The organism is Methylobacterium crusticola, from assembly GCF_003574465.1.
Lineage (GTDB): Bacteria > Pseudomonadota > Alphaproteobacteria > Rhizobiales > Beijerinckiaceae > Methylobacterium > Methylobacterium crusticola.
This window is the reverse complement of the sequence record NZ_QOWC01000128.1, coordinates 1-25,054: the sequence shown is the minus strand read 5'-3', so window position 1 is coordinate 25,054 and position 25,054 is coordinate 1. Positions and strand designations below refer to the sequence as shown.

At 75.0% G+C, this 25,054-nt stretch carries 23 protein-coding genes; 7 read left to right on the top strand and 16 right to left on the bottom strand.

Annotation, left to right across the window (positions count from 1 at the left end; translation table 11 throughout):
* The 3 genes from DT057_RS25060 to DT057_RS25050 all read left to right on the top strand — a co-directional run.
* A partial coding sequence (locus DT057_RS25060; protein WP_128564821.1) for a COG4223 family protein occupies positions 1–1,420 on the top strand: 1,420 nt, incomplete at its 5' end.
* 135 nt (positions 1,421–1,555) lie between these two features.
* Positions 1,556–3,223, top strand: coding sequence for a heme biosynthesis protein HemY (locus DT057_RS25055; RefSeq protein ID WP_128564820.1), 1,668 nt, complete (start codon positions 1,556–1,558; stop codon positions 3,221–3,223).
* Between the two features lie 193 nt (positions 3,224–3,416).
* A complete protein-coding gene (locus DT057_RS25050) occupies positions 3,417–3,857 on the top strand; it encodes a hypothetical protein (RefSeq protein ID WP_128564819.1) in 441 nt (146 codons plus the stop codon).
* Positions 3,858–3,906: 49 nt separating this feature from the next.
* Here the strand turns inward: DT057_RS25050 and DT057_RS25045 are convergent, their stop codons facing one another.
* From DT057_RS25045 to DT057_RS25015, 7 genes are all read right to left on the bottom strand, one after another.
* Complete coding sequence (locus DT057_RS25045; protein ID WP_128564818.1) at positions 3,907–4,902, bottom strand: branched-chain amino acid ABC transporter permease; 996 nt, start codon at positions 4,900–4,902, stop codon at positions 3,907–3,909.
* Between the two features lie 189 nt (positions 4,903–5,091).
* The gene (locus tag DT057_RS25040) at positions 5,092–5,979 is read right to left on the bottom strand and encodes a branched-chain amino acid ABC transporter permease (protein WP_128564817.1); all 888 of its coding nucleotides are present in this window, start codon (positions 5,977–5,979) and stop codon (positions 5,092–5,094) included.
* 154 nt (positions 5,980–6,133) lie between these two features.
* A complete protein-coding gene (locus tag DT057_RS25035) occupies positions 6,134–7,339 on the bottom strand; it encodes an ABC transporter substrate-binding protein (RefSeq protein ID WP_128564816.1) in 1,206 nt (401 codons plus the stop codon).
* A gap of 226 nt (positions 7,340–7,565) precedes the next feature.
* The gene (locus tag DT057_RS25030) at positions 7,566–8,825 is read right to left on the bottom strand and encodes an ABC transporter substrate-binding protein (protein ID WP_128564815.1); all 1,260 of its coding nucleotides are present in this window, start codon (positions 8,823–8,825) and stop codon (positions 7,566–7,568) included.
* Positions 8,825–9,577, bottom strand: coding sequence for an ABC transporter ATP-binding protein (locus DT057_RS25025; RefSeq protein WP_128564814.1), 753 nt, complete (start codon positions 9,575–9,577; stop codon positions 8,825–8,827). Before DT057_RS25025 ends, DT057_RS25030 begins: the two co-directional genes overlap by 1 nt.
* Complete coding sequence (locus tag DT057_RS25020; protein ID WP_128564813.1) at positions 9,570–10,364, bottom strand: ABC transporter ATP-binding protein; 795 nt, start codon at positions 10,362–10,364, stop codon at positions 9,570–9,572. Before DT057_RS25020 ends, DT057_RS25025 begins: the two co-directional genes overlap by 8 nt.
* Before the next feature lie 127 nt (positions 10,365–10,491).
* Positions 10,492–11,601 (bottom strand): acyltransferase family protein, encoded by a 1,110-nt coding sequence (locus DT057_RS25015; RefSeq protein ID WP_238313148.1) that lies wholly within the window; start codon positions 11,599–11,601, stop codon positions 10,492–10,494.
* Between the two features lie 336 nt (positions 11,602–11,937).
* Here DT057_RS25015 and DT057_RS25010 point away from each other — a divergent pair, with 336 nt between their 5' ends.
* Positions 11,938–12,654, top strand: coding sequence for a DUF4142 domain-containing protein (locus DT057_RS25010; protein ID WP_203236369.1), 717 nt, complete (start codon positions 11,938–11,940; stop codon positions 12,652–12,654).
* Positions 12,655–12,752: 98 nt separating this feature from the next.
* Here the strand turns inward: DT057_RS25010 and modC are convergent, their stop codons facing one another.
* Together modC and modB are read right to left on the bottom strand one after the other, a co-directional pair.
* Positions 12,753–13,871 (bottom strand): molybdenum ABC transporter ATP-binding protein, encoded by a 1,119-nt coding sequence (gene modC / locus DT057_RS25005; protein ID WP_128564811.1) that lies wholly within the window; start codon positions 13,869–13,871, stop codon positions 12,753–12,755.
* A complete protein-coding gene (gene modB / locus DT057_RS25000; RefSeq protein ID WP_238313206.1) occupies positions 13,868–14,554 on the bottom strand; it encodes a molybdate ABC transporter permease subunit in 687 nt (228 codons plus the stop codon). Before modB ends, modC begins: the two co-directional genes overlap by 4 nt.
* Positions 14,555–14,831: 277 nt before the next feature.
* Between modB and DT057_RS24995 the strand changes: the two genes are divergently transcribed.
* A complete protein-coding gene (locus tag DT057_RS24995; protein ID WP_128564809.1) occupies positions 14,832–15,512 on the top strand; it encodes a glutathione S-transferase family protein in 681 nt (226 codons plus the stop codon).
* A 218-nt stretch (positions 15,513–15,730) separates the two neighbouring features.
* Complete coding sequence (locus DT057_RS24990; RefSeq protein ID WP_128564808.1) at positions 15,731–16,510, top strand: HpcH/HpaI aldolase family protein; 780 nt, start codon at positions 15,731–15,733, stop codon at positions 16,508–16,510.
* Between the two features lie 58 nt (positions 16,511–16,568).
* Here DT057_RS24990 and DT057_RS24985 read toward each other — a convergent pair whose 3' ends face one another.
* From DT057_RS24985 to hpaR, 6 genes are all read right to left on the bottom strand, one after another.
* Complete coding sequence (locus DT057_RS24985) at positions 16,569–17,423, bottom strand: fumarylacetoacetate hydrolase family protein (RefSeq protein WP_128564807.1); 855 nt, start codon at positions 17,421–17,423, stop codon at positions 16,569–16,571.
* 13 nt (positions 17,424–17,436) lie between these two features.
* Positions 17,437–18,243, bottom strand: coding sequence for a 2-oxo-hept-4-ene-1,7-dioate hydratase (hpaH, locus tag DT057_RS24980; RefSeq protein WP_128564823.1), 807 nt, complete (start codon positions 18,241–18,243; stop codon positions 17,437–17,439).
* Between the two features lie 50 nt (positions 18,244–18,293).
* Entirely contained in the window at positions 18,294–19,274 is a 981-nt protein-coding gene (hpaD, locus tag DT057_RS24975; protein ID WP_128564806.1) for a 3,4-dihydroxyphenylacetate 2,3-dioxygenase, read from the bottom strand.
* An 89-nt stretch (positions 19,275–19,363) separates the two neighbouring features.
* Positions 19,364–20,902, bottom strand: a complete 1,539-nt coding sequence (gene hpaE, locus DT057_RS24970) for a 5-carboxymethyl-2-hydroxymuconate semialdehyde dehydrogenase (RefSeq protein ID WP_128564805.1) — start codon at positions 20,900–20,902, stop codon at positions 19,364–19,366.
* Positions 20,899–21,297: a 5-carboxymethyl-2-hydroxymuconate Delta-isomerase gene (locus DT057_RS24965; RefSeq protein ID WP_128564804.1), complete on the bottom strand. Its 399-nt coding sequence runs from the start codon at positions 21,295–21,297 to the stop codon at positions 20,899–20,901. The genes hpaE and DT057_RS24965 overlap by 4 nt, the downstream gene beginning before the upstream one ends.
* Positions 21,298–21,376: 79 nt before the next feature.
* Complete coding sequence (hpaR, locus tag DT057_RS24960) at positions 21,377–21,847, bottom strand: homoprotocatechuate degradation operon regulator HpaR (protein ID WP_238313151.1); 471 nt, start codon at positions 21,845–21,847, stop codon at positions 21,377–21,379.
* 323 nt (positions 21,848–22,170) lie between these two features.
* Here hpaR and DT057_RS24955 point away from each other — a divergent pair, with 323 nt between their 5' ends.
* Complete coding sequence (locus tag DT057_RS24955; protein ID WP_128564803.1) at positions 22,171–22,899, top strand: SDR family oxidoreductase; 729 nt, start codon at positions 22,171–22,173, stop codon at positions 22,897–22,899.
* Between the two features lie 27 nt (positions 22,900–22,926).
* On the opposite strand, the gene DT057_RS24950 is transcribed toward DT057_RS24955, so the two are convergent.
* The coding region (locus DT057_RS24950; RefSeq protein WP_244937393.1) for an FUSC family protein at positions 22,927–25,054 on the bottom strand (2,128 nt) is incomplete at its 5' end.

The following is a 25,054-nucleotide window of genomic DNA, read 5'->3' as shown; positions in this document are numbered from 1 at the left end:
GCCGGCCGGCGCCGCGGCGCGTCCCGCGAGCCCGCCGCCCGCCGCCCGGGGCGGCGCCGGCTTCGGTTCCGTGCTCACCGCGGCCCTCCTCGGCGGCGTGGTCGGGGCCGGCCTGCTCTACGGGGCCGCCGTCTACGGGCCGGCCTACGGCCTCCTGCCCGGCGGCCTCCTGCCGACGCCTCCGGCCGAGTCCGGCGCGTCCTCCCTCGACCAGCGCATCGCCGACCTCGCCCCGCGCGAGAGCGTGCAGGCCCTCGACCGCCGGCTCGCTGCCGCCGAGACGGCGCTGCGGACCCTGCCGGAGGCGGTGCGCGGCGCGGACGCGGCGGCCAAGGCCGCCACCGACCGGGCGAACGAGGCCCTGCGCCGGGCGGAGGCCGTGCCGGCCGGCGGCCCCGCCGCCGGCACCCCGGTTCCGTCGGCCGGCGCCCCGGACGCGGCGCCGAACGGCGTGGTGCCGAACGGCGTGGCGCCGGATGGCGCCCTTCTGGCGCGCCTCGAGGGGCTCGACAGGAGCCTTGCCGACCTCCAGGGCAAGCTCGCCGATCCGGAGCTGCGCCAGAAGGTCGACGGCCTGTCCCAGGCCGTCACGGCGCTCCAGGGCCGGACGGACGCCGCCGACCTCCGGGCGCGCCTCGACGGGCTCGACAAGGGCCTCAAGGGGCTCCAGGCCGACCTCGGCAGTCGGACGGCCGCCGACGAGCAGGCCGACAAGGCCCTCGGCCAGCGCCTCGATGGGCTGCAGCAGGCCCTCGACAGCCGCGGCAAGGCGACGGACCAGCGTCTCGCCGACCTCGCCAAGGCGGTGGAGGGGCGGGCCGATGCTGGCACGCTCCAGGCGGCCCTTCGGGTGGTGGCCGCCGACCGGATCGCCGCCGCCCTCGCCCTCGGCGCGCCGTACGCGGACGCCCTCGGGACCCTGAAGCAGCTCGATCCCGGCCAGGCCGCGGCGCTGGCGCCGCTGGAGCCCTTCGCGGCGAGCGGCGCGCCCACGGCGGCGAGCCTGTCCCAGGCCTTCCAGCCCCTCGGCGCCCGGATGCTGGCGGCCTCCCGGGCGGCGCAGCAGCGCGCCGTGGCGGAGCAAGGCAGCTTCGGCGACCGCCTCGCCAGCATGGCCGAGTCCATCGTCTCGGTGCGCAAGGTCGGCACCGGCGGCAGCGGGCCGGGCACCGCCCCGCAGGCCGACGCGGACCCGACCGAGGCGGGCGTCGCCAAGGTCCAGGACGCCCTCGACCGGGGCGCGATCCCGGACGCGGCCGCGGCCTTCGACGCCCTGCCGGAGGCGGCCCGCCGGGAGGGCGCGGCGTTCGGCGAGCGCCTCAAGGCCCGCGCGGCGGCGGGCGAGGCCGCCCGGACGCGCCTCTCGGCCTCCTTCGCGGCCCTGCCGGGCCCGGGATCGCAACCTCAGCCCGCCCGGTGAGGGCCACACGTCCGTCCATGTTCGCATGCGTCCGCCGCCCGCTGCCCGGGCGGCGGACGCGGAGTTGTCGAGGGGCCCGGCCGCCCCGCTCTGCGCGCCTCGGCGGCCGCGCGGACCTTAGGAGTTGATGAACCGATGTGGCGCGCACTCGCCTTCCTGGCCCTCCTGGCCCTTGCCGCCTACGGGGCGGTCTGGCTCGCCGACCGCCCCGGCGTCGTGACCGTGACCTGGGGCGGCTACGAGGCGGCGACGAGCCTCGCGGCCGCGCTGATCGGCGTGCTGGTCCTGGCGGTGATCCTGGGCTTCGTCTGGGCCCTCGCCCGGGGCGTCCTGCACCTGCCCGAGCGCCTGACCCTCTCCAGCCGGCGCCGGCGGCAGGCCAGGGGCTACGGCGCCCTGTCCCGCGGCATGGTGGCGGTGGGGTCCGGGGACCCGATCGCGGCCAGGCGCCACGCCGGCGAGGCCGAGCGCCTGCTCGGGGCCGAGCCCCTCGCCCTGCTGCTCAAGGCGCAGGCGGCCCAGATCTCGGGGGACCGGGCGGGCGCCGAGCGGGCCTTCCGGCGCATGGTGGACGACCCCGAGACCCGGGTGCTCGGCCTGCGCGGTCTGTTCGTCGAGGCGCGGCGCCAGGACGACGAGGCGTCCGCCCGCGCCTACGCGATCGAGGCGGCGCGGCTCGCCCCCAGCGTCTCCTGGGCCAACGAGGCGGTGCTGGAGGGCCAGTGCGCCGACCGGGACTGGACCGGCGCCCTCGAGACGGTGTCGCGCCGCGCCTCGCTCGGCCTCTCCGACAAGGCCGCGGCCCGGCGCCAGCGCGCCGTGCTGCTGACCGCGAGCGCGCTCGAATCCGAGGCCGGCGACCCCGAGCGGGCCCTGGCCCGGGCGCAGGAGGCCGTCAAGCTCGCGCCCGGCCTCGTGCCGGCCGCCGCGGTGGCGGGCCGCCTGCTCTCGCGCCGGGCCGACCTGAAGCGGGCGGCCCGCGTGGTCGAGGCCGCCTGGCGCGCCGGCCCGCACCCGGACCTCGCCCGGGTCTATCTCGACCTGCGGCCGGGCGATTCGAGCCGCGACCGCCTCGCCCGGGCCGAGACCCTGGCCCGGCTCTCGTCCTGGCACCCGGAGGCCCGGTTCGCCATCGCGCGGGCGGCCCTCGACGCCCGGGAGTTCGGCCGCGCGCGGGACGTGCTGGCGCCCCTCCTGGCCGAGGGCCCGACCGCGCGCGCCTACCTGCTGATGGCCGAGATCGAGGAGGCCGAGCACGGCCGCGGCTCGGGCCGCGCCCGCGAGTGGCTGTCGCGCGCCGCGCGCGCGCCGCGCGACCCCGCCTGGTGCGCGGACGGCATGGTGTCGGAGCGCTGGATGCCCGTCTCGCCGGCGAGCGGGCGCCTCGACGCCTTCGTGTGGCAGACCCCGCCCGACCTCCTCGCCCGGCCGAGCCACGACGCCGAGCCGGAGCCGGCGATCTCGGGCTCGCTCGCGGGTCCGGACGCGCCGGCGCCGGCCGAGCCGGCAAGACCGCCCGAGCCGGCAAGACCGCCCGAAATGGCAAGATCGCCCGAGCCGGCAAGACCGCCCGAGCCGGCAAGACCGCCCGAAATGGCGAGACCACTCGAGCCGGCAAGGCCGTCCGTGCCGGCAGGACCGTCCGAATTGGCAAGACCGCCCGAGCCGGCAAGGCCGGCCGGGAACGGTCTCGACGTCGCGGCCCCGCCCTTCGCCGCCGCCGCGACCCCGGTGGTCGTGCCGCCGCCCAAGGACCCGGGGACGGACGCGACCTTCGAGGAGCGCCCGCGGCGCGTCGTGTGAGCGGCGACGGGGCCCCGTCGCGAGCCGCGGCGGGGTTCGGGGCGGCGCCGCTCCCGCCCACGGCCCGCGGGGGCCGTCGGCCGGCGAACGCGGACCCGACGCCCCGGAAGAGCGGGGGCTGCCCGGACGCCATCGGACCGGATCCGGCCTCCGGCCCGGTTCTTCCCGCCCGTTCCCGACCGGGAGTGCGCCCATGCGATCCGTGATGCAGGCGACCGGGATCGTCCGGTCCCGAGCCGCCCCGGCCCCGCGCGCGCCGGGGCTCAGGATCCCCCTCCTGCTCGGCACCGCCCTGGCGCTCGCGGCCGGCGCCGCCTTTGCCGCGGGCGCGCCGGCGCGCGCCATCGACCCCGACCTCGCCCGGGTGATCCGCTGGATGGCGGCGATCAAGGGCGGGTTCGGGGCGCTCGCCTTCGCGGCCGCGTGGTGGCGGCTCGCCCGGCCCGCCCGCGCCTGGCGGGCGGCGGCCTACGTGGCGGGCCCGCCCCTGATGGCCTTCGGGGCGGTCCTGCTCTGGTCGATGCACGGGCTCGGCGTCGGCGCGCTGGGGCTGCATCTCGGCCTGCTCGGCCTCCTCGCGGCCGCGCTCTCCGACCCGGACTTCATCGCCCGCCCGCCCCCTGCGGGCGGTTGACGGCCCCGGCCCGGGGCCCGGGCCGGCGGCCGGGGTCCCCTCCCCGCCGCTAGAGCGGGCGCTTCAGCAATCGGGCGAACAGGCCCACGATGCCCTCGCGGAACACCAGCACGCAGATCACGAACACCACGCCCTGGATGATCGTCACCCAGGCGCCGAACTGCGCGAGGTAGTTCTCCATCGCGACGATCACGAAGGAGCCGAGGATCGGGCCGAAGACCGTGCCCATGCCGCCCACCAGCGTCATCAGCACCACCTCGCCCGACATCGACCAGTGCACGTCGGTGAGGGAGGCGAGCTGGAACACGATGGACTTGGTGGCGCCGGCGAGGCCCGCGAGGGTGGTGGAGAGCACGAAGACCGCGAGCTTGTACTGCGTCGCCCGGTAGCCGAGCGAGATCGCCCTCGGCTCGTTGTCGCGGATCGCCTTCAGCACCTGGCCGAAGGGCGAGTGGATGATGCGGTAGATCAGCAGCATCCCGAGGAAGAAGATCACCGCCACGAGGGCGTAGAGCACCCGGTCGTCGGCCAGGCTGATGACGCCGAACAGGTTGCCCCGCGGCACCGCCTGGATGCCGTCCTCGCCGCCGGTGAACTTCGCCTGGAGCGAGAAGAAGAACACCATCTGGGCGAGCGCCAGGGTGATCATCGAGAAGTAGATGCCCTGGCGCCGGATCGCGAGCGCCCCGAACGCGAGGCCGAGCAGCGCCGCCGTGACGGTGCCGGCGAGGATCGCGAGCTCGGGCGTCAGGCCCCAGACCTTGGCGGTGTAGGCCGAGACGTAGCTCGCCATGCCGAAATAGGCGGCGTGCCCGAACGAGAGCAGGCCGCCGTAGCCGAGCAGGAGGTTGAAGGCCAGCGCGAACAGCGCGAAGCACAGCACCTTCATCAGGAAGACGGGGTAGAGGACGAAGGGCAGCACGACGAGCAGCACCGCGATGCCGGCGAACACCATGCGGTGGAAGCCCTTGGCGTCGTGCCCCTCCGGCAGGGCGGGGGCGATCGGGGAGGCGGCGTCAGACGCCGCGGCAGCGGAATGGGCCATCTCAGGCGGTCCTGGCGGGAGGGAGGGTCATCGTGTCGTGTCGCGTGTCGGGACGGAGAACCGGCATCCACGTCTCCTGATCCTGCGCGCCCCGCCGCGGTGGACACCGGTGCGGCGCCGGAGCGCGCTTGAGAGAAACAAAGGCCCCCGTGAGGCGCGTGCCCGGCCCCGCGGGACCGGGCGCGCGCCTCAGGCGGCGCGGCCGAACAGGCCCGCGGGCTTCACCAGGAGCACCAGCACCATGATGACGAAGATCACGGTCGAGGAGGCCTCGGGGTAGAACACCTTGGTCAGGCCCTCGACGAGGCCGAGGGCGAAGCCGGTGATGATCGAGCCGAGGATCGACCCCATGCCGCCGATCACCACCACGGCGAACACCACGATGATGATGTCGGCGCCCATGTTCGGGTTGACCGAGTAGACCGGTGCGGCGAGCACGCCCGCGAAGGCCGCGAGCGCGACGCCGAAGCCGTACGTCAGGGTCAGGAGCAGGGGCACGTTGACGCCGAAGGCCTGGACCAGCGTCGGGTTCTCGGTCGCGGCCCGCAGGTAGGCGCCGAGCTTGGTCTTCTCGATGACGAGCCAGGTGGCGATGCAGACGACGAGCGAGGCGACCACGACCCAGCCGCGGTAGTTCGGCAGGAACATGAAGGGCAGGCGCTGGCCGCCCGCCATCTCGGGCGGGATCGCGTAGGGCAGGCCCGACACGCCGTACTGGTTGCGGAACAGGCCCTGGATGATCAGGGCGAGGCCGAAGGTCAGGAGCAGGCCGTAGAGGTGGTCGAGCTTGTAGAGCCGGGCGATCAGCAGCCGCTCCAGCACCACCCCGAACACGCCCACGATGACGGGCGCCAGGATCAGGGCCCACCAGTAGCCGAGGCCGGCGTAGTTGAGCAGCATCCAGGCCACGAAGGCGCCCATCATGTACTGGGCGCCGTGCGTGAAGTTGATGATGTTCAACAGCCCGAAGATGATCGCCAGCCCGAGCGACAGGATGGCGTAGAACGAGCCGTTGATGAGGCCGAGCAGGAGCTGGCCGAAGAGCGCCTGCATGGGGACGCCGAGGATCGTGGGCATGGGGATCAGCGACTCGCGGGGGTGGTGACATGGGCCGGGGCGGCGCCCCGGCGCGGCGGACCGGCGGGGGTCGCCCTCCGCCGGTCGGGGAAGCCGTGCCGGATCGGCGCGACGCTGTCGGCGCCGATCCGGCCGCGATCGGGGGCGGGCCGGATCAGCTCTTGCCGACCAGCGGGCATCCGCCCTGGTTGAGGGGCCGGAAGGCGTCGCTGCCCGGGATCGTGGCGAGCGTCCTGTAGAGGTCCCACTCGCCCTTCGACTCCGACGGCTTCTTGACCTCGAACAGGTACATGTCGTGGATCTTGCGCCCGTCGGCCCGGACCGTGCCCTTGCCGAAGAGCGGGTCGTCGGTGGGCAGCTCCTTCATCTTGGCCACGACCTGCCCGCCGTCCTTGGCGGACTTGAGCGCCTCGACCGCCCGCAGGTAGTGCAGCATGCTGGCGTAGACCCCGGCCTGCACGGCGGTGGGCTTCTTGCCGCCGGCCTGCTTGGCGAAGCGCTCCGAGAAGCCCCGCGTGGCGTCGTTCAGGTCCCAGTAGAACGGCTCGGTCAGCACCAGGCCCTGCGCGGTCTTGGGGGTCAGCGCGTGGATGTCGGAGGAGAAGATCAGCAGGCCGGCGATGGCCTGCCCGCCCTCGGTGATGCCGAACTCCGCCGCCTGCTTGATGGCGTTGATGGTGTCGCCGCCCGCGTTGGCGAGGCCGATCACCTTGGCGCCGGAGGCCTGGGCCTGGAGCAGGAAGGACGAGAAGTCGGCGGTGGGGAACGGCGTCTTCACGGCGCCCACGATCTTGCCGCCGTTCCTGGTCACGACCTCGCTGGTGTCGCGCTGGAGCGCCTGGCCGAAGGCGTAGTCGGCGGTGAGGAAGAACCAGGTGCTGCCGCCGCGCTTGACCATGGCGCCGCCGGTGCCGTTGCCGAGCGCCACGGTGTCGTAGGTCCAGTGCACGGTGTTGGGCGAGCACTGCGCGCCCGTGAGGTCCGCCGTGCCGGCGCCCGAGTTGACGAAGGCCTTGTTCTTCTCGCGCGTGACCTGGTTGATGGCGAGGGCCACCGAGGAGGTCGGCACGTCGAAGATCGCGTCGACGCCGTCCCGGTCGTACCATTGCCGGGCGATGGAGGCGCCGACGTCGGGCTTGTTCTGGTGGTCGGCGGAGACGATCTCGACCTTGAGGCCCTTGTCGGCGGCCTTGAAGTCCTCGACCGCCATGCGGGCCGCGATGACCGAGCCCTCGCCCGAGATGTCGGCGTAGACGCCCGAACGGTCGTTGAGCACGCCCACCTTCACGGGGGTCTGGGCGGAGGCCGCGCCCATGGCGGCGGCGCCGAGGGCCGTGGCGAGAAGCAGTCGTTTCAGCATCAATTCCTCCTCTGCGGCGCCGTCCGCACGCGGCGCCCGATGGTGTCCTGGATTCGGTCCCCGGCGGGCTTCGGCTCCGGTCCGCCGTGCCCGCTTCTCGCCTGGGGGCGCCGGGGCGGAGCCCCGCTCACCCGGCTCCGGCGCGCCTGCCCCCGCTCGATCGTCCTCCGCCCGCGTGCCCCCGTCCGCTCGGCCCCGTTCACTTGGCCCGTCCACTTGGCCCCGCTCACTTGGCCCCGTTCACCTCGACGGCCCTGCCGAGGATCGGGCATCCGCCCTGGTTGAGGGGCCGGAAGGCGTCGCTGCCCGGGATCGTGGCGAGCGTCCTGTAGAGGTCCCACTCGCCCTTCGACTCCGACGGCTTCTTGACCTCGAACAGGTACATGTCGTGGATCTTGCGCCCGTCGGCCCGGATCGTGCCCTTGCCGAAGAGCGGGTCGTCGGTGGGCAGCTCCTTCATCTTGGCCACGACCTGCCCGCCGTCCTTGGCGGATTTGAGCGCCTCGACAGCCCGCAGGTAGTGCAGCACCCCGGCATAGACCCCGGCCTGGGCGGCGGTGGGCTTCTTGCCGCCGAAGAGGCGCGCGAAGCGCTCCGAGAAGCCCCGCGTGGCGTCGTTCAGGTCCCAGTAGAACGGCTCGGTCAGCACCAGCCCCTGGGCCACCCGCGGCGTCAGCGCGTGGATGTCGGAGGAGAAGATCAGCAGGCCGGCCAGCGCCTGCCCGCCCTCGGTCACCCGGAGCCGCGCGGCCTCGCGCACCGCGCTGATCGTGTCGCCGCCCGCGTTGGCGAGGCCGATCACCTTGGCGCCGGAGGCCTGGGCCTGGCGCAGGGAGGGCGCGAAGTCCGAGGCCGGGAACGGCGTCTTCACGGCGCCGAGCACGCGCCCGCCCCGGCGCACGATCAGGGCCGTGGTGTCGCGCTGCACCGCCTCCCCGAAGGCGTAGTCGGCCGTGACGAAGAACCAGGTGTCGCCGCCCCGCTTGACCATGGCGCCGCCGGTGCCGTTGGCGAGCGCCACGGTGTCGAAGGTCCAGTGCACGGTGTTGGGCGAGCACTGCGCGCCCGTGAGGTCCGCCGTGCCGGCGCCGGAATCGACGAAGACCTTGTTCCTCTCGCGCGTGACCTGGTTGACCGCGAGGGCCACCGAGGAGGTCGGCACGTCGAAGACCGCGTCGACGCCGTCCCGGTCGAACCACTGGCGCGCCAGGGACGCGCCCACCTCGGGCTTGTTCTGGTGGTCGCCCGCCAGGATCTCGACGGCGAGGTCCCGGCCGGCCGCCCTGGCGTCCTCGACCGCCATGCGGGCGGCCACGACCGAGCCCTCGCCCGAGATGTCGGCGTAGACGCCCGAGCGGTCGTTGAGCACGCCGATCCTCACCGGCACCCGGGTGCCGGCGGGCCGGGCGTCGGCCGTCTGGGCGTCGGCCGCCCCCGCCGGGAGGGGGCCCGCCAGGGCGGCGGCGAGGAGGAGCCGGGCCAGCATCAGACGCCGAGGTAGGCGTGCAGCTTGTCGATGTTGGCGTCGAGTTCGGGGTTCGGGATCATATCGACGACCCGGCCCTGCTCGACCACGAAGTGCCGGTCGGCCACGGTCTGGGCGAAGCGGAAGTTCTGCTCCACCAGCACGATCGTGTAGCCCTCGCTCTTCAGCCGGGACAGCGTGCGGCCGATCTGCTGCACGATGACGGGGGCGAGGCCCTCGGTCGGCTCGTCGAGGAGGATCAGCTTGGCGCCGGTGCGCAGGATGCGGCCGATGGCCAGCATCTGCTGCTCGCCGCCCGAGAGCTTGGTGCCCTGGCTCGCCGAGCGCTCCTTCAGGTTCGGGAACAGGGTGTAGACCTGCTCGACCGTGAGGCCGCCGGGCTTCACCCGGGGCGGCAGCATCAGGTTCTCGTAGACCGAGAGGCTGGAGAAGATGCCGCGCTCCTCCGGCACGTAGCCGAGGCCGAGCTTGGCGATGTTGCGCGACGCCATCGCGATGGTCTCGGCGCCGTCGTAGCGGATCGAGCCCTTGCGCTTGCCCAGGATCCCGATGATGGCGCGCAGCGTCGTGGTCTTTCCCGCGCCGTTGCGGCCGAGCAGGGTCACCACCTCGCCGGGCCTGACGTCGAAGGTCACGCCGTGAAGCACGTGGCTCTCGCCGTACCAGCCCTCGAGGCCCTGCACGGCGAGGAGCGGCGCCGCGCCGCCCGGCGCGGCCGCGGGAGCCGGCTTCGTCATCACCGCCTCAGCCATGACCGGCTCCGATATACGCTTCGATCACCCGGGAATCCTTCGAGACGGTGGCGTAGTCGCCCTCGGCCAGCACCTGCCCGCGGGCCAGGACGGTGATGCGGTCGGAGAGCGAGGCGACGACCGAGAGGTTGTGCTCGACCATCAGGATGGTGCGGTTGGCCGAGACCCGCCGGATCAGGGCCGCGGTGCGGTCGACGTCCTCGTGGCCCATGCCGGCCATCGGCTCGTCGAGGAGCAGCATCTCGGGCTCGAGCGCCAGGGTGGTGGCGATCTCGAGGGCGCGCTTGCGCCCGTACGAGAGCTCGACCGCCGGCACCTCGGCGAAGTCCGACAGGCCCACGGCCTCGACGAGGGCGAGCGCCTCCTGGTTCAGCGCCCGCAGGACCGTTTCGGAGCGCCAGAAGTCGAAGGAATCGCCGCGCTTGCGCCGCTGGAGCGCGATGCGGACGTTCTCCTTGACGGTCAGGTGCGGGAACACCGCGGAGATCTGGAACGAGCGCACCAGCCCGAGGCGGGCGACGTCGGCCGGGCGCATCCGGGTGATGTCGCGCCCGTTGTAGCGGATCGAGCCGGCGGTCGGGGTGAGGAACTTGGTGAGGAGGTTGAAGCAGGTGGTCTTGCCGGCGCCGTTCGGGCCGATGAGCGCGTGGATCGAGCCGCGCACGACCTGGAGCGCAACGCCGTTGACGGCGCGGAACCCCTTGAATTCCTTGGTCAGGCCCTCGGTCACCAGGACGATGTCCGGTGGGGCGGCCCCGGCCTCGGCGTGAGTGGTCGGTTGGGCCATCGTGACGCGTTACCCCTGCGTTTCCTCGCATGCGCTCATGCGCTTGTCGCATGGCGACACAGCATGGCGCTGGTGTGAGTGTCAACACGCCGGCGCGCGTGTAGCCGTGAGCTCTTCCCGCGGCGCGTCAATTTCCGCTCCGGGCCGCGGGAGCGCGGGCCGCCCCGGGCGCGGGCGGGTCGAGGGCGGCCCTGACCGCCCGGGTGAGCGGGCGCTCCACGAGGCGGTGCACGCCGAGCGCGCCCGCGCAGGACAGGGCGAGCATCAGCCCGACGAGGACCGGGACGCCGGGCGCGAGGCCCGCGGCCTCCACGGCCACCCGCACGCCCCGGACGGTGAACGGATGCACGAGGTAGAGTGCGTAGGAGGCGTTCCCGACCACGACCGCGAGGCGCAGGAGCGGCCCGGGCCCGCCCGGCGGCGCGGCGGGGTCCTGCCCGAGCGCGGCGGCCGCCACGAGGAGGATTGCGGGGCCGCCCCAGGCGAGGACGCGCGGCAGGCCGCCGGCCTCGCCCGCCCCCGACAGGAGCGCGAGACCAAGGCCCGCGAGGACGAGGCAAGCCGCCGCCGGCAGGCGCACGCCCTCGCTGCGCGCGAGGCCCAGGGCCGCCCCGCCCCCGAATTCGAGCACGATCGGGTGGGTCCAGAACGCCAGGGGCGTCGGCAGCCCCTCCGCGAGGGCGTGCACCAGGACGAGGCCCGCGAGGAGGCCGAGCAGGGCCGCCACCGCCCGGCGCCGCGCCAGGGGCAGCACCAGGGCGAACAGGGCGTAGAACGCCATCTCGTAGTTCAGCGTCCAGCCCAGGGAGTAGAGCGGCTGCACGAAGCCGTCCGGCCGGGCGGCGGGCCAGAACAGGTAGGAGGCCGCGACGAAGCCCGGGGCGAGGCCCTCGCCGGCCGCGTTGATGAGGCCCGGCCGCAGCCAGGCGAGGACCAGGTAGGCGGTGGTGGCGAGCCAGTAGAGCGGCACCACCCGGGCGACCCGGTGGGCGAGGAAGACCCGGCGGGCGCCCGGGCGCCCGTGCAGCGGCCCCGCCGCGTGCACGATGATGAAGCCCGAGATGACGAAGAAGACGTCGACGCCGGCGTTCCACGGCAGAAACGCGGCCGGCGCGAAGGCGAGGCCGGCCCGGGCCGCGTAGCCGGCGGCGTCGAACTGCGCGTGGCTGACGACGACCATCAGGGCCGCCAGGGCGCGCAGGACCTGGATCAGCGGCAGCGTCGGGGGACGTCTCACGGGCACCGGCTGCGATCGGGCGCGGTCCGGCCCATCCGGACGCCCTGGCGCGCCGGTCATACCGGAGGCGGGCCGAATCCGGCCAGCGGCATTCCGGCCGCCGCCGGAAGTCCGGCCGGACCCGCCCAGGCTCGGGAGGCTCCTGCCCGGGATCCCCATGCCGTGGATTTCCGTGCCCGGGATTCCCATGACTCGGATGCATGACGTTGAGGCGGAACCAAGCCGGCCCTGCATCGTTGACAGGCCGAAGCGACTAGCTTGGTTCCATTCGACCAATTTGGCCGTCTACGGCCGCCAGATTTATCGCTGAACAAGAAAAATCCTTTTTGGAGAAGAATGATGAAGAAGTACGTTGCCCTGTCGGGCCTCATCGTGGCCTTGGCAACTCCGGCTTTCGCGCAGCAGATCGGCAGTTTCGGCGAATTCCGCTCGATGGCCCTGATGTCGAACGCCTTCGAGGTCAGGTCGAGCCAGATCGCCCTCGACCGGAGCCGCAACCCCCGGGTGCGTGAGTACGCCCGCGAGATGATCCGCGACCACCGGGCCGCCAACGTGGCCCTCCTCGGCGGCCGCGAGACCATCGCCCGCGGCGGCGGCGGCCTCGGCGACATCGTCGAGGCGCCGTTCGCCATCGCGGGCGGAGCGGTCGGCGCCGCCACGGGCGCGGCCGCGGGCGTCGTCGGCGGCACGCTCCAGGGCGGCCCGGTCGGCGGTCTCGAGGGCCTCGGCACGGGCGCGGCCCGCGGGGCCCGGGCCGGCGCCAGCGCGGTCGACTTCGACGGCGACGTGACCACCACGGCGGCGACGGGCGTCGTCCCGCTCGGCCCCGAGCAGCAGGCGATGCTGGCCGAGCTCGCCAGCACCCCGGCCGGCCCGGGCTTCGACCGCACCTACGCGCAGATGCAGGTGCAGGCCCACCGCATGACCGTGGCGAACTACCAGGCCTACGCCCAGAGCGGCCCCAACCCCGCCCTGCGCGCCTACGTCCAGCAGGCCCTGCCGGTGATGGAGCAGCATCTCGCGATGGCCGAGCGCCTCCCCGGCGCCCGCTGAGGGCCGACGACAGCGCGCGACGCGCGTGAGGGGCGGCGGGCCGGAAGGCCCGCCGTTCTCTTTTGGAAGGGGCGGCGCCCGGGACCGCCCGCGGAGCTTCAGATCTCGACCTCGGTGCCGGCCCCGATGGTCTCGGCGTCGAAGGCCACGCTCTTGACGACCGCGAACACCGCGCGGCCGGGCCCGAGCCCGAGATCGTGCACCGCCCGCCGGGTCACCTGGGCGACCAGCACCGCGCCGCCGCAGGCGATCTCGACCGCGGCGTGCGGGCCCTCGGCCCCGGCGAGCGACACGACCGTGCCGGCCAGAATGTTGCGGGCGCTCAGCGTCCGCGGGCGCTCCAGGGCCACCAGCACGTCCCGGGCCCGCACCCGCACCCGCACGGACGTGCCCACGCGCACGGGGGCGCCCGCGGGATCGCGCAGGCGCGGCACCGTCAGGCTGCCGGCCGCGCCATCGAGGCGCGTGAGCCCGAAGGCCTCGTCGTGGGCGGCCACCCGCAAGTGCAGGAGCGCGCCGGCCTCGCCCGCCTCCCGGCCCGGGAAGAGATCGGCCCGGCGCAGGATCTCGGCCGCCGGCCCCGCCGCCGCGACCCGGCCCCCGTCCAGCACCACCACCGTGTCGGCGAGCCGCGCCACCTCGGCGACGGCGTGGCTGACGTAGACGATCGGCACCCGGGCCTCGTCGCGCAGGCGCGCCACGTAGGGCAGGATCTCGGCCTTGCGGGCCTCGTCGAGGGCCGCCAGGGGCTCGTCCATCAGGAGGAGGCGGGGCCGCGCCAGGAGCGCCCGGCCGATGGCGACCCGCTGGCGCTCGCCGCCGGAGAGCCCGGCCGGGCGCCGGGCGAGGAGGTCGCCGAGGCCCAGGAGCTCGGCGACCGCCGCGAGGTCCGGCCCCTCCCCGCGCGGCGCGAGCCAGCGTCCAAACAGCAGGTTCTGGCGCACGCTGAGGTGCGGCAGCAGGCGCGCGTCCTGGAAGACGTAGCCGATCCGCCGCCGGTGCACCGGCACCCGCACGCCGGCCCGGGTGTCGAGGAGCGTCACGCCGTCCACCACCACCCGCCCGGCCTGGGGCCGCACCAGCCCGGCGATGACGTCGACGAGCGTCGACTTGCCGGAGCCCGAGCGGCCGAACAGGGCGGTGACGCGGCCCTCGGCCGTGAACGCGGCCTCGAGCGCGAAGGCGCCGCGGCGGTGGGCGACCGCGACGGCGATCATGCCGCGAGGCGCCGCCGGGCCCGGTGCGCGAGCCACTCGGAGGCGAGGAGCGCCGCCATGGAGACCGCGACGGAGATCAGGGTCAGGCGCAGCGCCCCCGCCTCGCCCCCCGGCACCTGGGTCAGCGTGTAGATGGCGGAGGGGAGGGTCTGGGTCTCCCCCGGGATGTTCGACACGAACGTGATGGTGGCGCCGAACTCGCCCATCGCCTTGGCGAAGGCCAGGACCGCCCCGGCCAGGATGCCGGGCAGGGCGAGGGGCAGGGTCACGACGAGGAACACCAGGGCCGGCGCGGCCCCGAGGGTGCCGGCCGCCTGCTCGAGCCGCGGGTCCACGGCCTCGAACGAGAGCCGCATCGCCCGCACCATCAGGGGAAAGCCCATCACCGCGCAGGCGAGCGCCGCGCCGGTCCAGCGGAACGAGAACACGATGCCGACCTCGGCGAGGGCCGCCCCGAACCAGCCCCGGCGCCCGAAGGCGAGGAGCAGGAGGTAGCCGGTCACCACGGGCGGCAGCACGAGGGGCAGGTGCACCAGCCCGTCGAGCAGGGCGCGGCCGCGGAAGGCCTTGCGGGCCAGGAGGTAGGCCACGGCGAGACCCGGGATCAGGCTCCCCAGCGTCGCCACGCTCGCGACCAGCAGGCTGAGCCGCAGGGCGCTCCATTCGTCGGGGGTGAGGGACAGGGCGGGCCCGGAGGGTTCGAGTGCGTGCCGCGGCCAAGATGGCGCAACCGCCCGGGGAGTCCAGGGGCGCGCGCGACCGCGGCCCTGGATCGACGGCGCGGCGCCCGGCTCGCCCCGCGGGCACATGCGCCCCGCGCGCCGGACGGCATTGATCCGGCGGCGAAGTTGGTGCCTGTGGGGGCGGGGGCGTCCGCCCGCGCGGTGGCCCCGCACCCGCGGTGGCCCCGCGCCCGCGGGCGGACGCGTCCCCGCGTGCCCCGATCCTCCGGAGTCCCGCATGATCACATTCTTCTTCAACGGCTCGCCGAACCCCACCAAGGTCGCGCTCTTCCTCGAGGAGGCGGAGCTGCCCTACGAGCCGGTCGCGGTGGACACCCGCCGGGGCGAGCAGTTCGCGCCCGCGTTCCTCGCCGTGAACCCGAACGGCAAGGTGCCGGCGATCGTCGACGGCGACACCACGGTCTTCGACAGCAACGCCATCCTGCTCTACCTCGCCGAGAAGACCGGCCGCTTCCTGGCGCCGCCGAGGGAGCGCGGCGCGCTCCTGTCCTGGCTGATGTTCGTGGCGACGGGCGTCGGGCCGTTCTCGGGCCAGGCCGTGCACTTCCGGCACTTCGCGCCGGAGCGCGTGCCCTACGCCCACGACCGCTACCAGTTCGAGGCCAGGCGCCATTACGGCGTGCTCGACCGGCACCTGGCGGACCGCACCTGGATGGTCGGCGACGCCTACGGCATCGTCGACATGGCGACCTGGGGCTGGGCCCGGATGCTGCCGTTCATCCTGGGCGAGGAGGCCTGGACGGGCCTGCCGAACCTGAAGCGCCTGCACGATGCCGTCGCGGCCCGGCCCGCCGCCGCCCGGGCGGTGGCGCTCAAGGACCGCTTCACGTTCAAGCCCGAGATGGACGACGAGGCCCGCGGCCACATGTTCAAGCACCTCGCGTCCTCGGCGGCCTGAGGGCGGGCGCCGGGATGCCGCTCCCGGCGGGCGCGGCGGCCTCCGCGGCTCGCCGCGGCGCCGGAGCCCGGGCGGCGAGCCTGATCGCGGAACCGCCGCGCCGGACGGGCGGGGCGGGAGCCGGCCCCGGCCGGCCGGGTTTCCAGGAAGGGCCTCGTCGCGCACCGCGGGCAAGGCCGGCGCGCCCGCGGCGCGGCACCAGGGGAGGAGACGACCGGATGACAGCGTTCGAGAACCCGTTCAAGCAGGGCCTCGCCGACCGGCGCAGGCAGGCGGGCCTGTGGCTGACGACCGGCGCGGCCGGCGTGACCGAGATCGCGGCCGGGGCGGGCTTCGCCTGGCTCCTGCTCGACATGGAGCACTCGCCCAACGACCTCATCGAGGTCGTCGACCACCTGCGGGCCGCCGTGGGCGGCACCGCCGAGCCGGTGGTGCGGGTGCCCTGGAACGAGCCCGTCGTGGTCAAGCGCCTGCTCGACCAAGGCGCCCGCTCCCTGATGTTCCCGTTCGTGCAATCGGCCGAGGAGGCGCGCCGGGCCGTCGCGGCGACGCGCTACCCGCCGCAGGGGATCCGGGGCTTCGCCGGCACCTCGCGCGCCACCGGGTACGGTCTGCGGCCGGACTACGCGGCGCGGGCCGCCGAGGAGATCTGCGTCGTGGTGCAGGTGGAGACGCCCGAGGCGATCCGGGCGGCGGGCGAGATCGCCGCCGTCCCGGGCATCGACGGCGTGTTCATCGGGCCGAACGACCTCGCGGCCAACATGGGCCATCTCGGCCGGCCCGACGCGCCGCCCGTCCGGGCCCTCATCGCCGAGGCCCTGGCGGCCATCGGCGCGGCCGGCAAGGCCGCCGGGCTCCTGAACTTCAGCGAGAGCGGCGCGCGGGCGGATTTCGAGGCCGGCTTCAGCTTCGTGGCGGTGAGCGGCGACGCCTTCATCCTCGCCCGCGAGACGCAGCGGATCGCCCGGACGGTGTTCGGGGACGCGGCCGGGCGCTGAGCGGCCGGGCGGGCGGCCGCGGGTTGAGGCGGCCGCAATCCGGGCGGCCCGACGGGCGTCACGCCTCGTCGGCGACGCTGTTGCGCAGGATCCCGATCCCCGGCACCTCGACCTCGACCTCGTCGCCGGGGGCGAGGTAGACCGGCGGCTCGAGGCGCGCGCCCGAGCCCGCCGGCGTGCCGGTGAACACGAGGTCGCCGGGCTCGAGGGTGCAGAAGGTCGAGATGTAGGCGAGGAGGCGGCCGAACGGGAAGGTCATCCGGTCGGTGGTGTCGTTCTGGCGCTCGACGCCGTTGACCCGGGTGATCACCCGCAGCGGCCCCGGCCCGACCTCGTCGGCGGTGGCGATCCAGGGGCCGAGGGACCCGCTCGCCGCCCAGTTCTTGCCCGGCGTGACGTTGAACTTGCCGTGCCGGATCCAGTCCCGGACCGAGCCCTCGTTGCCGAGCGTGTAGCCGAGCACGTGGTCGGCCCAGCGCGCCTCCGGAATGCGCCGCCCGGCCCGGCCGATGACCAGCACCACCTCGCCCTCGTAGTCGAGCTGGCGGCTCTCGGGCGGGCGGATCAGCGGCCGGCCCGGGCCGGTCAGGCTCTCGGGGAAGCGCACGAACAGGCTCGGATAGGCCGGCCCCGCCGAGCCGTCGCGGTACTCGGCGTTGCGCTCGGGGTAGTTCACGCCGACGCAGAAGCACTTGCCCCAGGCCGCGAGGGGCTTGTCGAGGCGCACCGCCGCGGGGGCGTGGTCGGGCGCGGCGTCCGCGAAGGCCCGGGCCGCCGCGAGGTCGCCGGCCGCCACGAGCTCGTGCAGGGCGCGGTAGCGCCCGGCGAGCCGGGCGCCGAGGTCGACCACGCCGGCCTCGGTCCAGAGGCCGAACGAGCGGCGGCCGGCGGCCGCGAAGGTGACGAGCTTCATCGGGCGGGCTCCCTCAGGCGAAGTGGCAGGAGACGGTGCCGAACGGCCCGTAATCGGCCTGGACCGTGTCGCCGCGCGAGACCTCGATCGGGCGGATGAAGGAGCCCGACAGGACGACCTGGCCGGGCTCGATCCGCTGGCCCAGGGGGGCCAGCCGGTTGGCGAGCCAGGCGATGCCGGCCGCCGGGTGGTTGAGCACGCCGGCGGCGAGGCCGGTCTCCTCGACGGCGCCGTTGCGGGCGCAGATCGCCCCGATCCAGCGCAGGTCGTGGTCGAGGGGCCGGAACGGCCGCCCGCCCACCACGATGCCGGCATTGGCGGCGTTGTCCGCGATGGTGTCGACGACGGTGCGGGGGGCGCCGGTCGCGGGGTCGACCCGGAAGATCCGGGTGTCGAGGATCTCGAGCGCCGGCACCACGTAGGCGGCGGCGTCGAGCACGTCGAACAGGGTGCAGTCCGGGCCCGAGAGGGGCGTGCGCAGCACGAAGGCGAGCTCCGCCTCGACCCGCAGGCCGATGAAGCGGGAGACCGGCACCACCCCGCCGTCGGGGAACACCATGTCGTCGAGGAGCACGCCGGAATCGGGCTCGCCGATCCCGACCGCCGCCTGCATGGCCCGCGAGGTGAGCCCGATCTTGAGGCCGCTGATCCGGCGCCCGGCCTTCAGCTTGCGGTCGATCCAGGCGGCCTGGATCGCGTAGGCGTCGGCGATCCCGGCCCCCGGGTGCTCGACCGAGACGGCGCGAATCTGGGTCCGGGTGCGCTCGGCCTCGTCGAGGCGGAGGGCGACGGCGAGGATCTGCTCCCGGCTCAGCGACAGGTCCGGGCTCGGCGGGTTCGGGCTCGGCAGGTTCGGGCTCGGCATGGGGCTCACGCGGCGATGATGGGCGAGGCCTGGTAGGACGGCGCGCGCGCGGGCGTGCCGGCGAACGCCGTCCCCTCCTCGAACCACGTCCGGGGCGCCGGCGCGCCCCACAGGGTCTGGCGGCGGGGGTCGCGCAGGTCCCAGCGGATCGGCTCGTGGTCGGGATCGATGGTCTGGTAGTCCGAGCAGTAGAGCTCGATGCGGTGGCCGTCGGGGTCGCGGACGTAGAGGAAGAAGGCGTTGGAGATGCCGTGGCGGCCCGGCCCCCGCTCGATGTTCCCGACGTAGCCCGTGGTCGCCATCAGGTCGAGGAGGTCGATGATCGCCATCGGGGTCGGCACCCAGAAGGCGACGTGGTGCAGGCGGGGCCCGACGCCGTGCGTGAAGGCCATGTCGTGAACGCCCCCCTTGCGGTGCATCCAGGCGGCCCAGAGCCGGGTCCGGTCCTCGTTCTCGGTGTACTCGGTCGTGCGGAAGCCGATCGCGGTGTAGAACGCCACCGAGGCGTCGACGTCGTCCGAGAAGCAATTGAAGTGGTCGATGCGCAGCGGCTTCACGCCCCGGTAGAGCGCGTAGGCCTGGTGGATCGACGGCAGCTTCTCCATCGCGAAGTAGAATTCGAGCGGGACGCCGAGGGGGTCGCTCGTCCGCAGCGTCCGGCCCTGGTGGGGCACCTCCGCGAAGGCGGCGGGCAGGCCGCGGGCGCGGAAGAAGGCCTCCGCCCGGTCGAGGTCCTCCTCGGCGTAGACCTTGAAGCCCAGCACCCTGGCGCCGGGCGCCCCGCCCCGCTCTAGGACGACGCAGTGGTGGCCGCGCTCCTCCATGGCCCGCAGGTACAGCCGGTCCTCGCTCTCCCCCGTGACCTGGAGGCCGAGGGTGTCCGACCAGAACGCCCGGGCGGCGGCGAGGTCGGTGACCGTGAGCACGACGTGGTTGAGGCGCACCACGTGGAAGGGCGGGGCGAGCACGGGCGCGGGGATCGGCATCGGGCGGTTCCTCCGGATCGTCGCTGGTCCCGCCGGCCGCCTCCTCGCGGGGCTCGAGGCGGGACGGGTCACAAGGGTCCCGGCGCCGCTCAGGCGCCGATCCGCGGCACCGCGTGGGTGTCGTAGGCGACCGCCACGTTCTTCGTCTCCATGTAGAAGTCGAAGGAGTGGTCGCCGCCGTCGCGGCCGATGCCGGAGTGCTTCATGCCGCCGAAGGGCGTCGGCAGGTGGCGCACGTTCTCCGAGTTGACCCAGATCATGCCGGCCTCGAGGTCGCGCGCCACCCGGTGGGCACGCCCGACGTCGCGGGTCCAGAGGTAGCCGGCGAGCCCGTAGCGCACGTCGTTGGCGATGCGCACGGCGTCGGCCTCGTCCTCGAACGGGATCATGGTCAGGACCGGCCCGAAGATCTCCTCCTGGGCGATGCGCATCCCGGTGCGGGCGTCGACGTAGAGGGTCGGCGCCACGTAGTTGCCGGCGCCCTCCAGGGCGCGCCCGCCGCCCGCCGCGACGCGCGCGCCCTCCGCCGCGGCGAGGCCCGCGTAGGACAGCACCTTGTCGGCGTGGCGCGGGTGGATGAGGGGGCCGATCTCGGTCGCCGGGTCGAGGGGATGGCCGACCCGGATGCGGGCCACCCGCTCGGCCGCCCGCGCCGCGAAGGCGTCGTGGATCGAGCGCTGGACGAGGGCGCGGGAGGAGGAGGTGCAGCGCTCGCCGTTGAGCGAGTAGATCATGAACAGCACGGCATCGAGGGCCCGGTCGAGGTCGGCGTCCTCGAACACGATCACCGGGTTCTTGCCGCCGAGCTCGAAATGCACCCGCTTCAGGGTCTCGGCGCCCTGCCGCATGATGTGCGAGCCCGTCGTGGTCTCGCCCACGAAGGCCACGGCCCTGATCGCCGGGTGCTCGGTGAGCGCCCGGCCCGCCGTCTCGCCCGCGCCGTGCACGAGGTTGACGACGCCCGCCGGCAGGCCGTGGGCGCGGATGACCCCGTCCATGATCTCGGTCAGGAGCACGGCCGAGAGCGGCGACCACTCGGCCGGCTTGTGCACCACGGTGCAGCCCGCCGCGAGGGCCGGGGCGATCTTCCAGGTCGAGAGCATGAAGGGCGTGTTCCAGGGCGTGATGACGCCCACGGGCCCGATCGGCTGGCGGATCGTGTAGTTGATGTGGCCCTCGTCCGGCAGCGCCAGGCCGTTGCCGGCCTCCGGCGCCCGGTCGGCGTAGAAGCGGAAGTTCTCCGCGCCCCGGAGTGCGGCCTTCGCCATGTAGCGGATCGGCTGGCCGGTGTCGGTGCTCTCGACGAGGGCGATCTCGTCGGCCCGGGCCACGATGGCGTCCGCCACGGCGTGCAGGATCGCCCGGCGCCTGGCGCCCGGCACGTCGCGCCAGGCCCTGAAGGCGCCCTGCGCCGCCCGGGCGGCCCGGTCGATCTCGGCGGCCCCGCCCGCCGCCACGGTGGCGAGGCGCTCGTTCGTGGCGGGGTCGAGGGTCTCGAAGGTGAGGCCGGATTCCGATTCCGCCGCCTCGCCGGCGATGTGGTGCGGGACGGTCCCGTCGCGGAAGCGCGCGAGGTGCCGGCGGGCGCGGGCGAGCGCGTCGGCGAGCGCGGGGGCCGGGCCGCTCATCGGGCGCCCTCCCGGGCAGCGATCCGCTCGTGCAGGTTGTTGGTTTTGAGGGAGGCGACCGGGTCGATCTCCTCGACGTCGACGCTCAGCCCGAGGCCCCGGCTGGCGAAGGCCTCGGCGGTCTCGGCCTCGAGCACCCGCATCAGGTCCTCGGCGACGCGCCGGCGCGTCGCGGCGTCGCGGCCGGCCCCCATGCGCACCCGCACCGCCACGAAGGCGTGGCCGGGATCGCCGTCCGCGACCGCGTAGACGTCGCGCCGCTCCGCCCGGGTGCGCAGGCCGCCGACCGGGAACACGCCGGTGCCGAGGGCCGCGCCGTGCAGGGCGTCCACCAGCCGGCGGGGCGGCACCTGCGCCTCGAGGTTGGCCGAGTACTCGACGACGATGTGAGGCATGGGCGTCCTCCGGGCTGATTTTGATTAACGTGTTAAGGGACTACGGGCGGGTTGTCGAGGGGGGGGCCCTGCGCGCCGGTCACTCGCCGTCCTGCGCGAGGCTGGCCTGAAGCTCGGCCAGGAGCCCCTGGAGCGCCGCGAGGCGCGCCTCGCCGAAGCGCCCGGTGATCTCGGCGTAGATCGCCTCGGAGCGGGGCGCCACGGCGGCGATGCGCTCGCCCCCCGCGGCCGTGAGCCGGACGAGCTTCCGGCGCTGGTCGGCCGCGTGGGTGCCGGTGGCGATCAGGCCCTGGCCCTCGAGGTCCCGCAGGATGCGCGACAGGCTGGGGCCGAGCAGGAAGGTGGCGAGCGCGAGCTCCGAGGCCTCGATGGTCTCGACGGTGGTCAGCGCCCGCAGGACCCGCCACTGCTGCTCCGTCAGCCCGTGGGCCCGCAGCATCACCCGGAACCGCAGCATCACGGCCTCCCGGGCGCGCAGGAGCAGCATCGGCAGGGAGGCCGAGAAGTGGCGCAGCGCCGCGGGTGGCGGGGTGTCGTCCGGATCGCCCATCGGCCTCCCTCGGTGTCAGCGGCAGGGCGCGGCGGGATCGAGCCGCGCGCGGCGCCGCCGGACGTGGCCGGGATCGCTCCGGACCCGCACGGCGATCCCGGGCGCCCCGACGCGAGGCCGGCCGGCGAGGCGGGGCAGGCTCATGGCGGGGCGCGCGCACGCATCGTTGCGCCGAGGGGCGTCGCAGATTCACCCGCGGGTTTCAACCGGGGATGCGGCTGGCCGGGCGGCGGCACCGCCCCACTTTCCCCGGGGCGCCGCGTCCCCGGGGCGTCATTCCGCCGGGGCGGGGCGCCGCGGCCGCAGCGCGAGGACCCTCAGCCATGTCCGGCATCGCAGGCAAGGTGGTCGCCATCACGGGCGCGAGCAGCGGAATCGGCGAGGCGGTGGCGCGCCTCCTCGCCGGGCGCGGCGCCAAGGTCGTGCTCGGCGCGCGCCGCACCGAGCGGCTCGCGGCGCTGGCCCGCGAGATCGGCGAGGGCGCGGCCCACCGGACCCTCGACGTCACCGACCGCGCGCAGGTCGAGGCGTTCGTGGCCTTCGCCCGGGAGCGCTTCGGCCGCCTCGACGTCCTCGTCAACAATGCCGGCCTGATGCCGCTCTCGCCCCTCGACCAGGGCAAGGTCGACGAGTGGGACCGGATGATCGACGTCAACATCAAGGGCACGCTCTACGGCATCGCCGCGGTCCTGCCGGTGTTCCGCGCGCAGGGGAGCGGGCACGTCGTCAACATCGCGTCGGTGGCCGGCCACCGGGTCGGGCCGAACAGCGCGGTCTACTCCGCCACCAAGCACGCCGTGCGGGCGCTCTCGGAGGGGCTGCGCCAGGAGGCCGGTCCCGCCCTGCGCGTCACCATCGTGTCGCCGGGCGCCGTCGAGTCCGAGCTCGCCGCGACCATCTCGGACGCCGAGCTGAAGCAGCGCATGATCGACTACCGCAGGATCGCGATCCCGGCGGCCGCGGTGGCGCGGGCGATCGCCTACGCGCTCGAGCAGCCGCCGGAGGTCGACGTGAACGAGATCCTGATCCGCCCGACCGCCCAGCCGACCTGACCCCGCTCGGGCCGGGGCGCGGGGCCCCTACCCCGCCATCCCGGCCCGGCGCAGGCTGCCGGCCAGGAGCTCGACCTGCGCGCCGATCCGGGCGAGGGGCTCCGCCTCGGCGGCATCGGGCTTCCGGGGCAGGGCCTCGCCCCGGGCCGCCCGGGCCAGGGCGGCCGTGACCCAGTCGCGCCAGGCGCGCCACACCGCCGGGTCGAGGCCCCGGGGCTCGGGGTCGTGGCGCAGGACCGAGAGCCGGCCGGCCATCCGCCGGAGCGTGGCGTCGGCCACCATCGCGGCCTCGATCCGGGAGCGGCCGCGGCGGCGCGGCTCCTGGAGGGCGCGGGAGAGCGAGGCCTCGAGGTTGTTGGTGGCGAGCCCGGCCGCCCGGGCCGCGGCCTCGGCGGCGCCGGCCGGCCCCTCGCCCAGGCGCTCGGCCACCACCGCCTCGGCGTAGCGGGCGTGCGCCAGGAGGGCGGCGCGCAGCTCGGTGCGCACCCGCTCCGGCTCCCACAGCGGCCAGAGCACGAGGCCGCTCAGCACCGCGACGGCACCGCCCAGCACCGTGAACAGGCCCCGCATCCCGACGATCTCCCAGGAGGAGTGGCCGGGCTCGACCAGTTCCACGAGCACCACCACGAGGGGCGTCAGGCAGGCGATGAAGGTGCCGTAGCTCACGCCCCGGGCGGCGAATCCGATCACGCTCAGGGGCACCATCATACCGGCGAGCACCGGGGGCGAGGTGGCGAAGTAGGCCAGCACCGCCCCGATCAGGCCGCCCAGCACCGTGCCGCCGATGCGCTCGAGCGCCCGCTGCCAGGTGGCGGCGTAGAAGGGCTGCATGGTCAGCACCACCGTGATGGTGAGCCAGTGCGTGAAGGGGCCGGGCCACCAGAAGGTGACGAGGAGGGCCGGCACCGCCACCACGGTCGCCCTGAGGGCGTGGCGCAGGTTCGCCGAGGACCAGGTCAGGTTGGCGCGCAGGGGCTGGACCAGGCGGTCGCGCCAGGGCGGGGCCGGGACGCCCGCGAGGCCGCTGCGGCCGGCGAGGTCCTCGGGCCCCGAGAGCTTGGCGGCGATGCGCAGGCGGTCGAGGGCGCGCTCGGCCATCCGCTGCAGGGCGGGATCGGTCTCCGGCCCGGGCCGGACCAGCCGCAGGCCGCGCTCGATGCGGGCGAGGTCCAGCGGCCTGTCCTGGCGGATCGAGCGGGCGATGAGGCGCATCAGGGGCGGGAGCAGGCGCAGCAGCCGGGCGGCCTCGGCCCGCCGCTCCGGCGTCGCGCGCTCGAGGTAGTCCGAGAGGGCGATCGTCACGCCGAAGAGCTGCTCGGCCGCCTCCAGGCGGATCAGCGCCCGGGCGTTGCGCTCCGAGAGCCGGGCGCGGCTGCGGGCGAGGTCGAGCACGAGGGTGCGGGCGGCCTCGATCGCGTCGCGCACCGCCCGGCGGTGGGCCCTGGCGTGCTGGTCCCACACCGCCGGATCGGCGCCGTGCGAGCCGCCCGAGAGGCGGCGCAGGTCGCGGGCGAGGCGCGCCAGCCCGGCCCAGACCGCCGCGATGGCGGCGTGGGCCGGCCGGTAGGGATGGAGGCGCCAGACCACGATGGCGAGGAACGTCGCCCAGAGCCCGCCCGCCCAGAACACCGCCGCGAGCACCGCGCCCTCGGCCGGGGTGAGGGCCCGGTCGAGGGCGAGGCAGAGCACCACCACCAGGACGTTGCCGACCGTCTGGGCCGGCACGCCCCAGACCCGCACGAAGGTGCAGCAGAAGATCACCGCGCAGGACGCCGGCAGCACCAGCGCCGGGCCCGACGCCTGGAGCACCCCGAAGGCGCCCCAGGCCACGCCGCCGAGGAACGTGAAGGCCGCGAGCGCCCGCAGCCGCGGGCGGATCGGCCCGCCGATGTCGCAGAAGCAGGTGAGGTTGGCGGCGAGCGCCATGATGAGCAGGGGCGGCCAGGCGAGCCACTCGTTGACGAGGATGATGGCCGCGAAGGCGACGGCCGCCCGCAGGCCCTCCACCACGCTGATGCCGGTGAGGTCCGGCGCCACCGGCAGGCGCGCGAGGTCGGCCCCGGGGTTGCGCAGGGTCCCGCGGCGGATCGGGACGGGCTTCACCGGGCGTCCCCCGCCGGGGCGCGCGGCGGGGCGCGCGGCGGGGCGCCGGGAC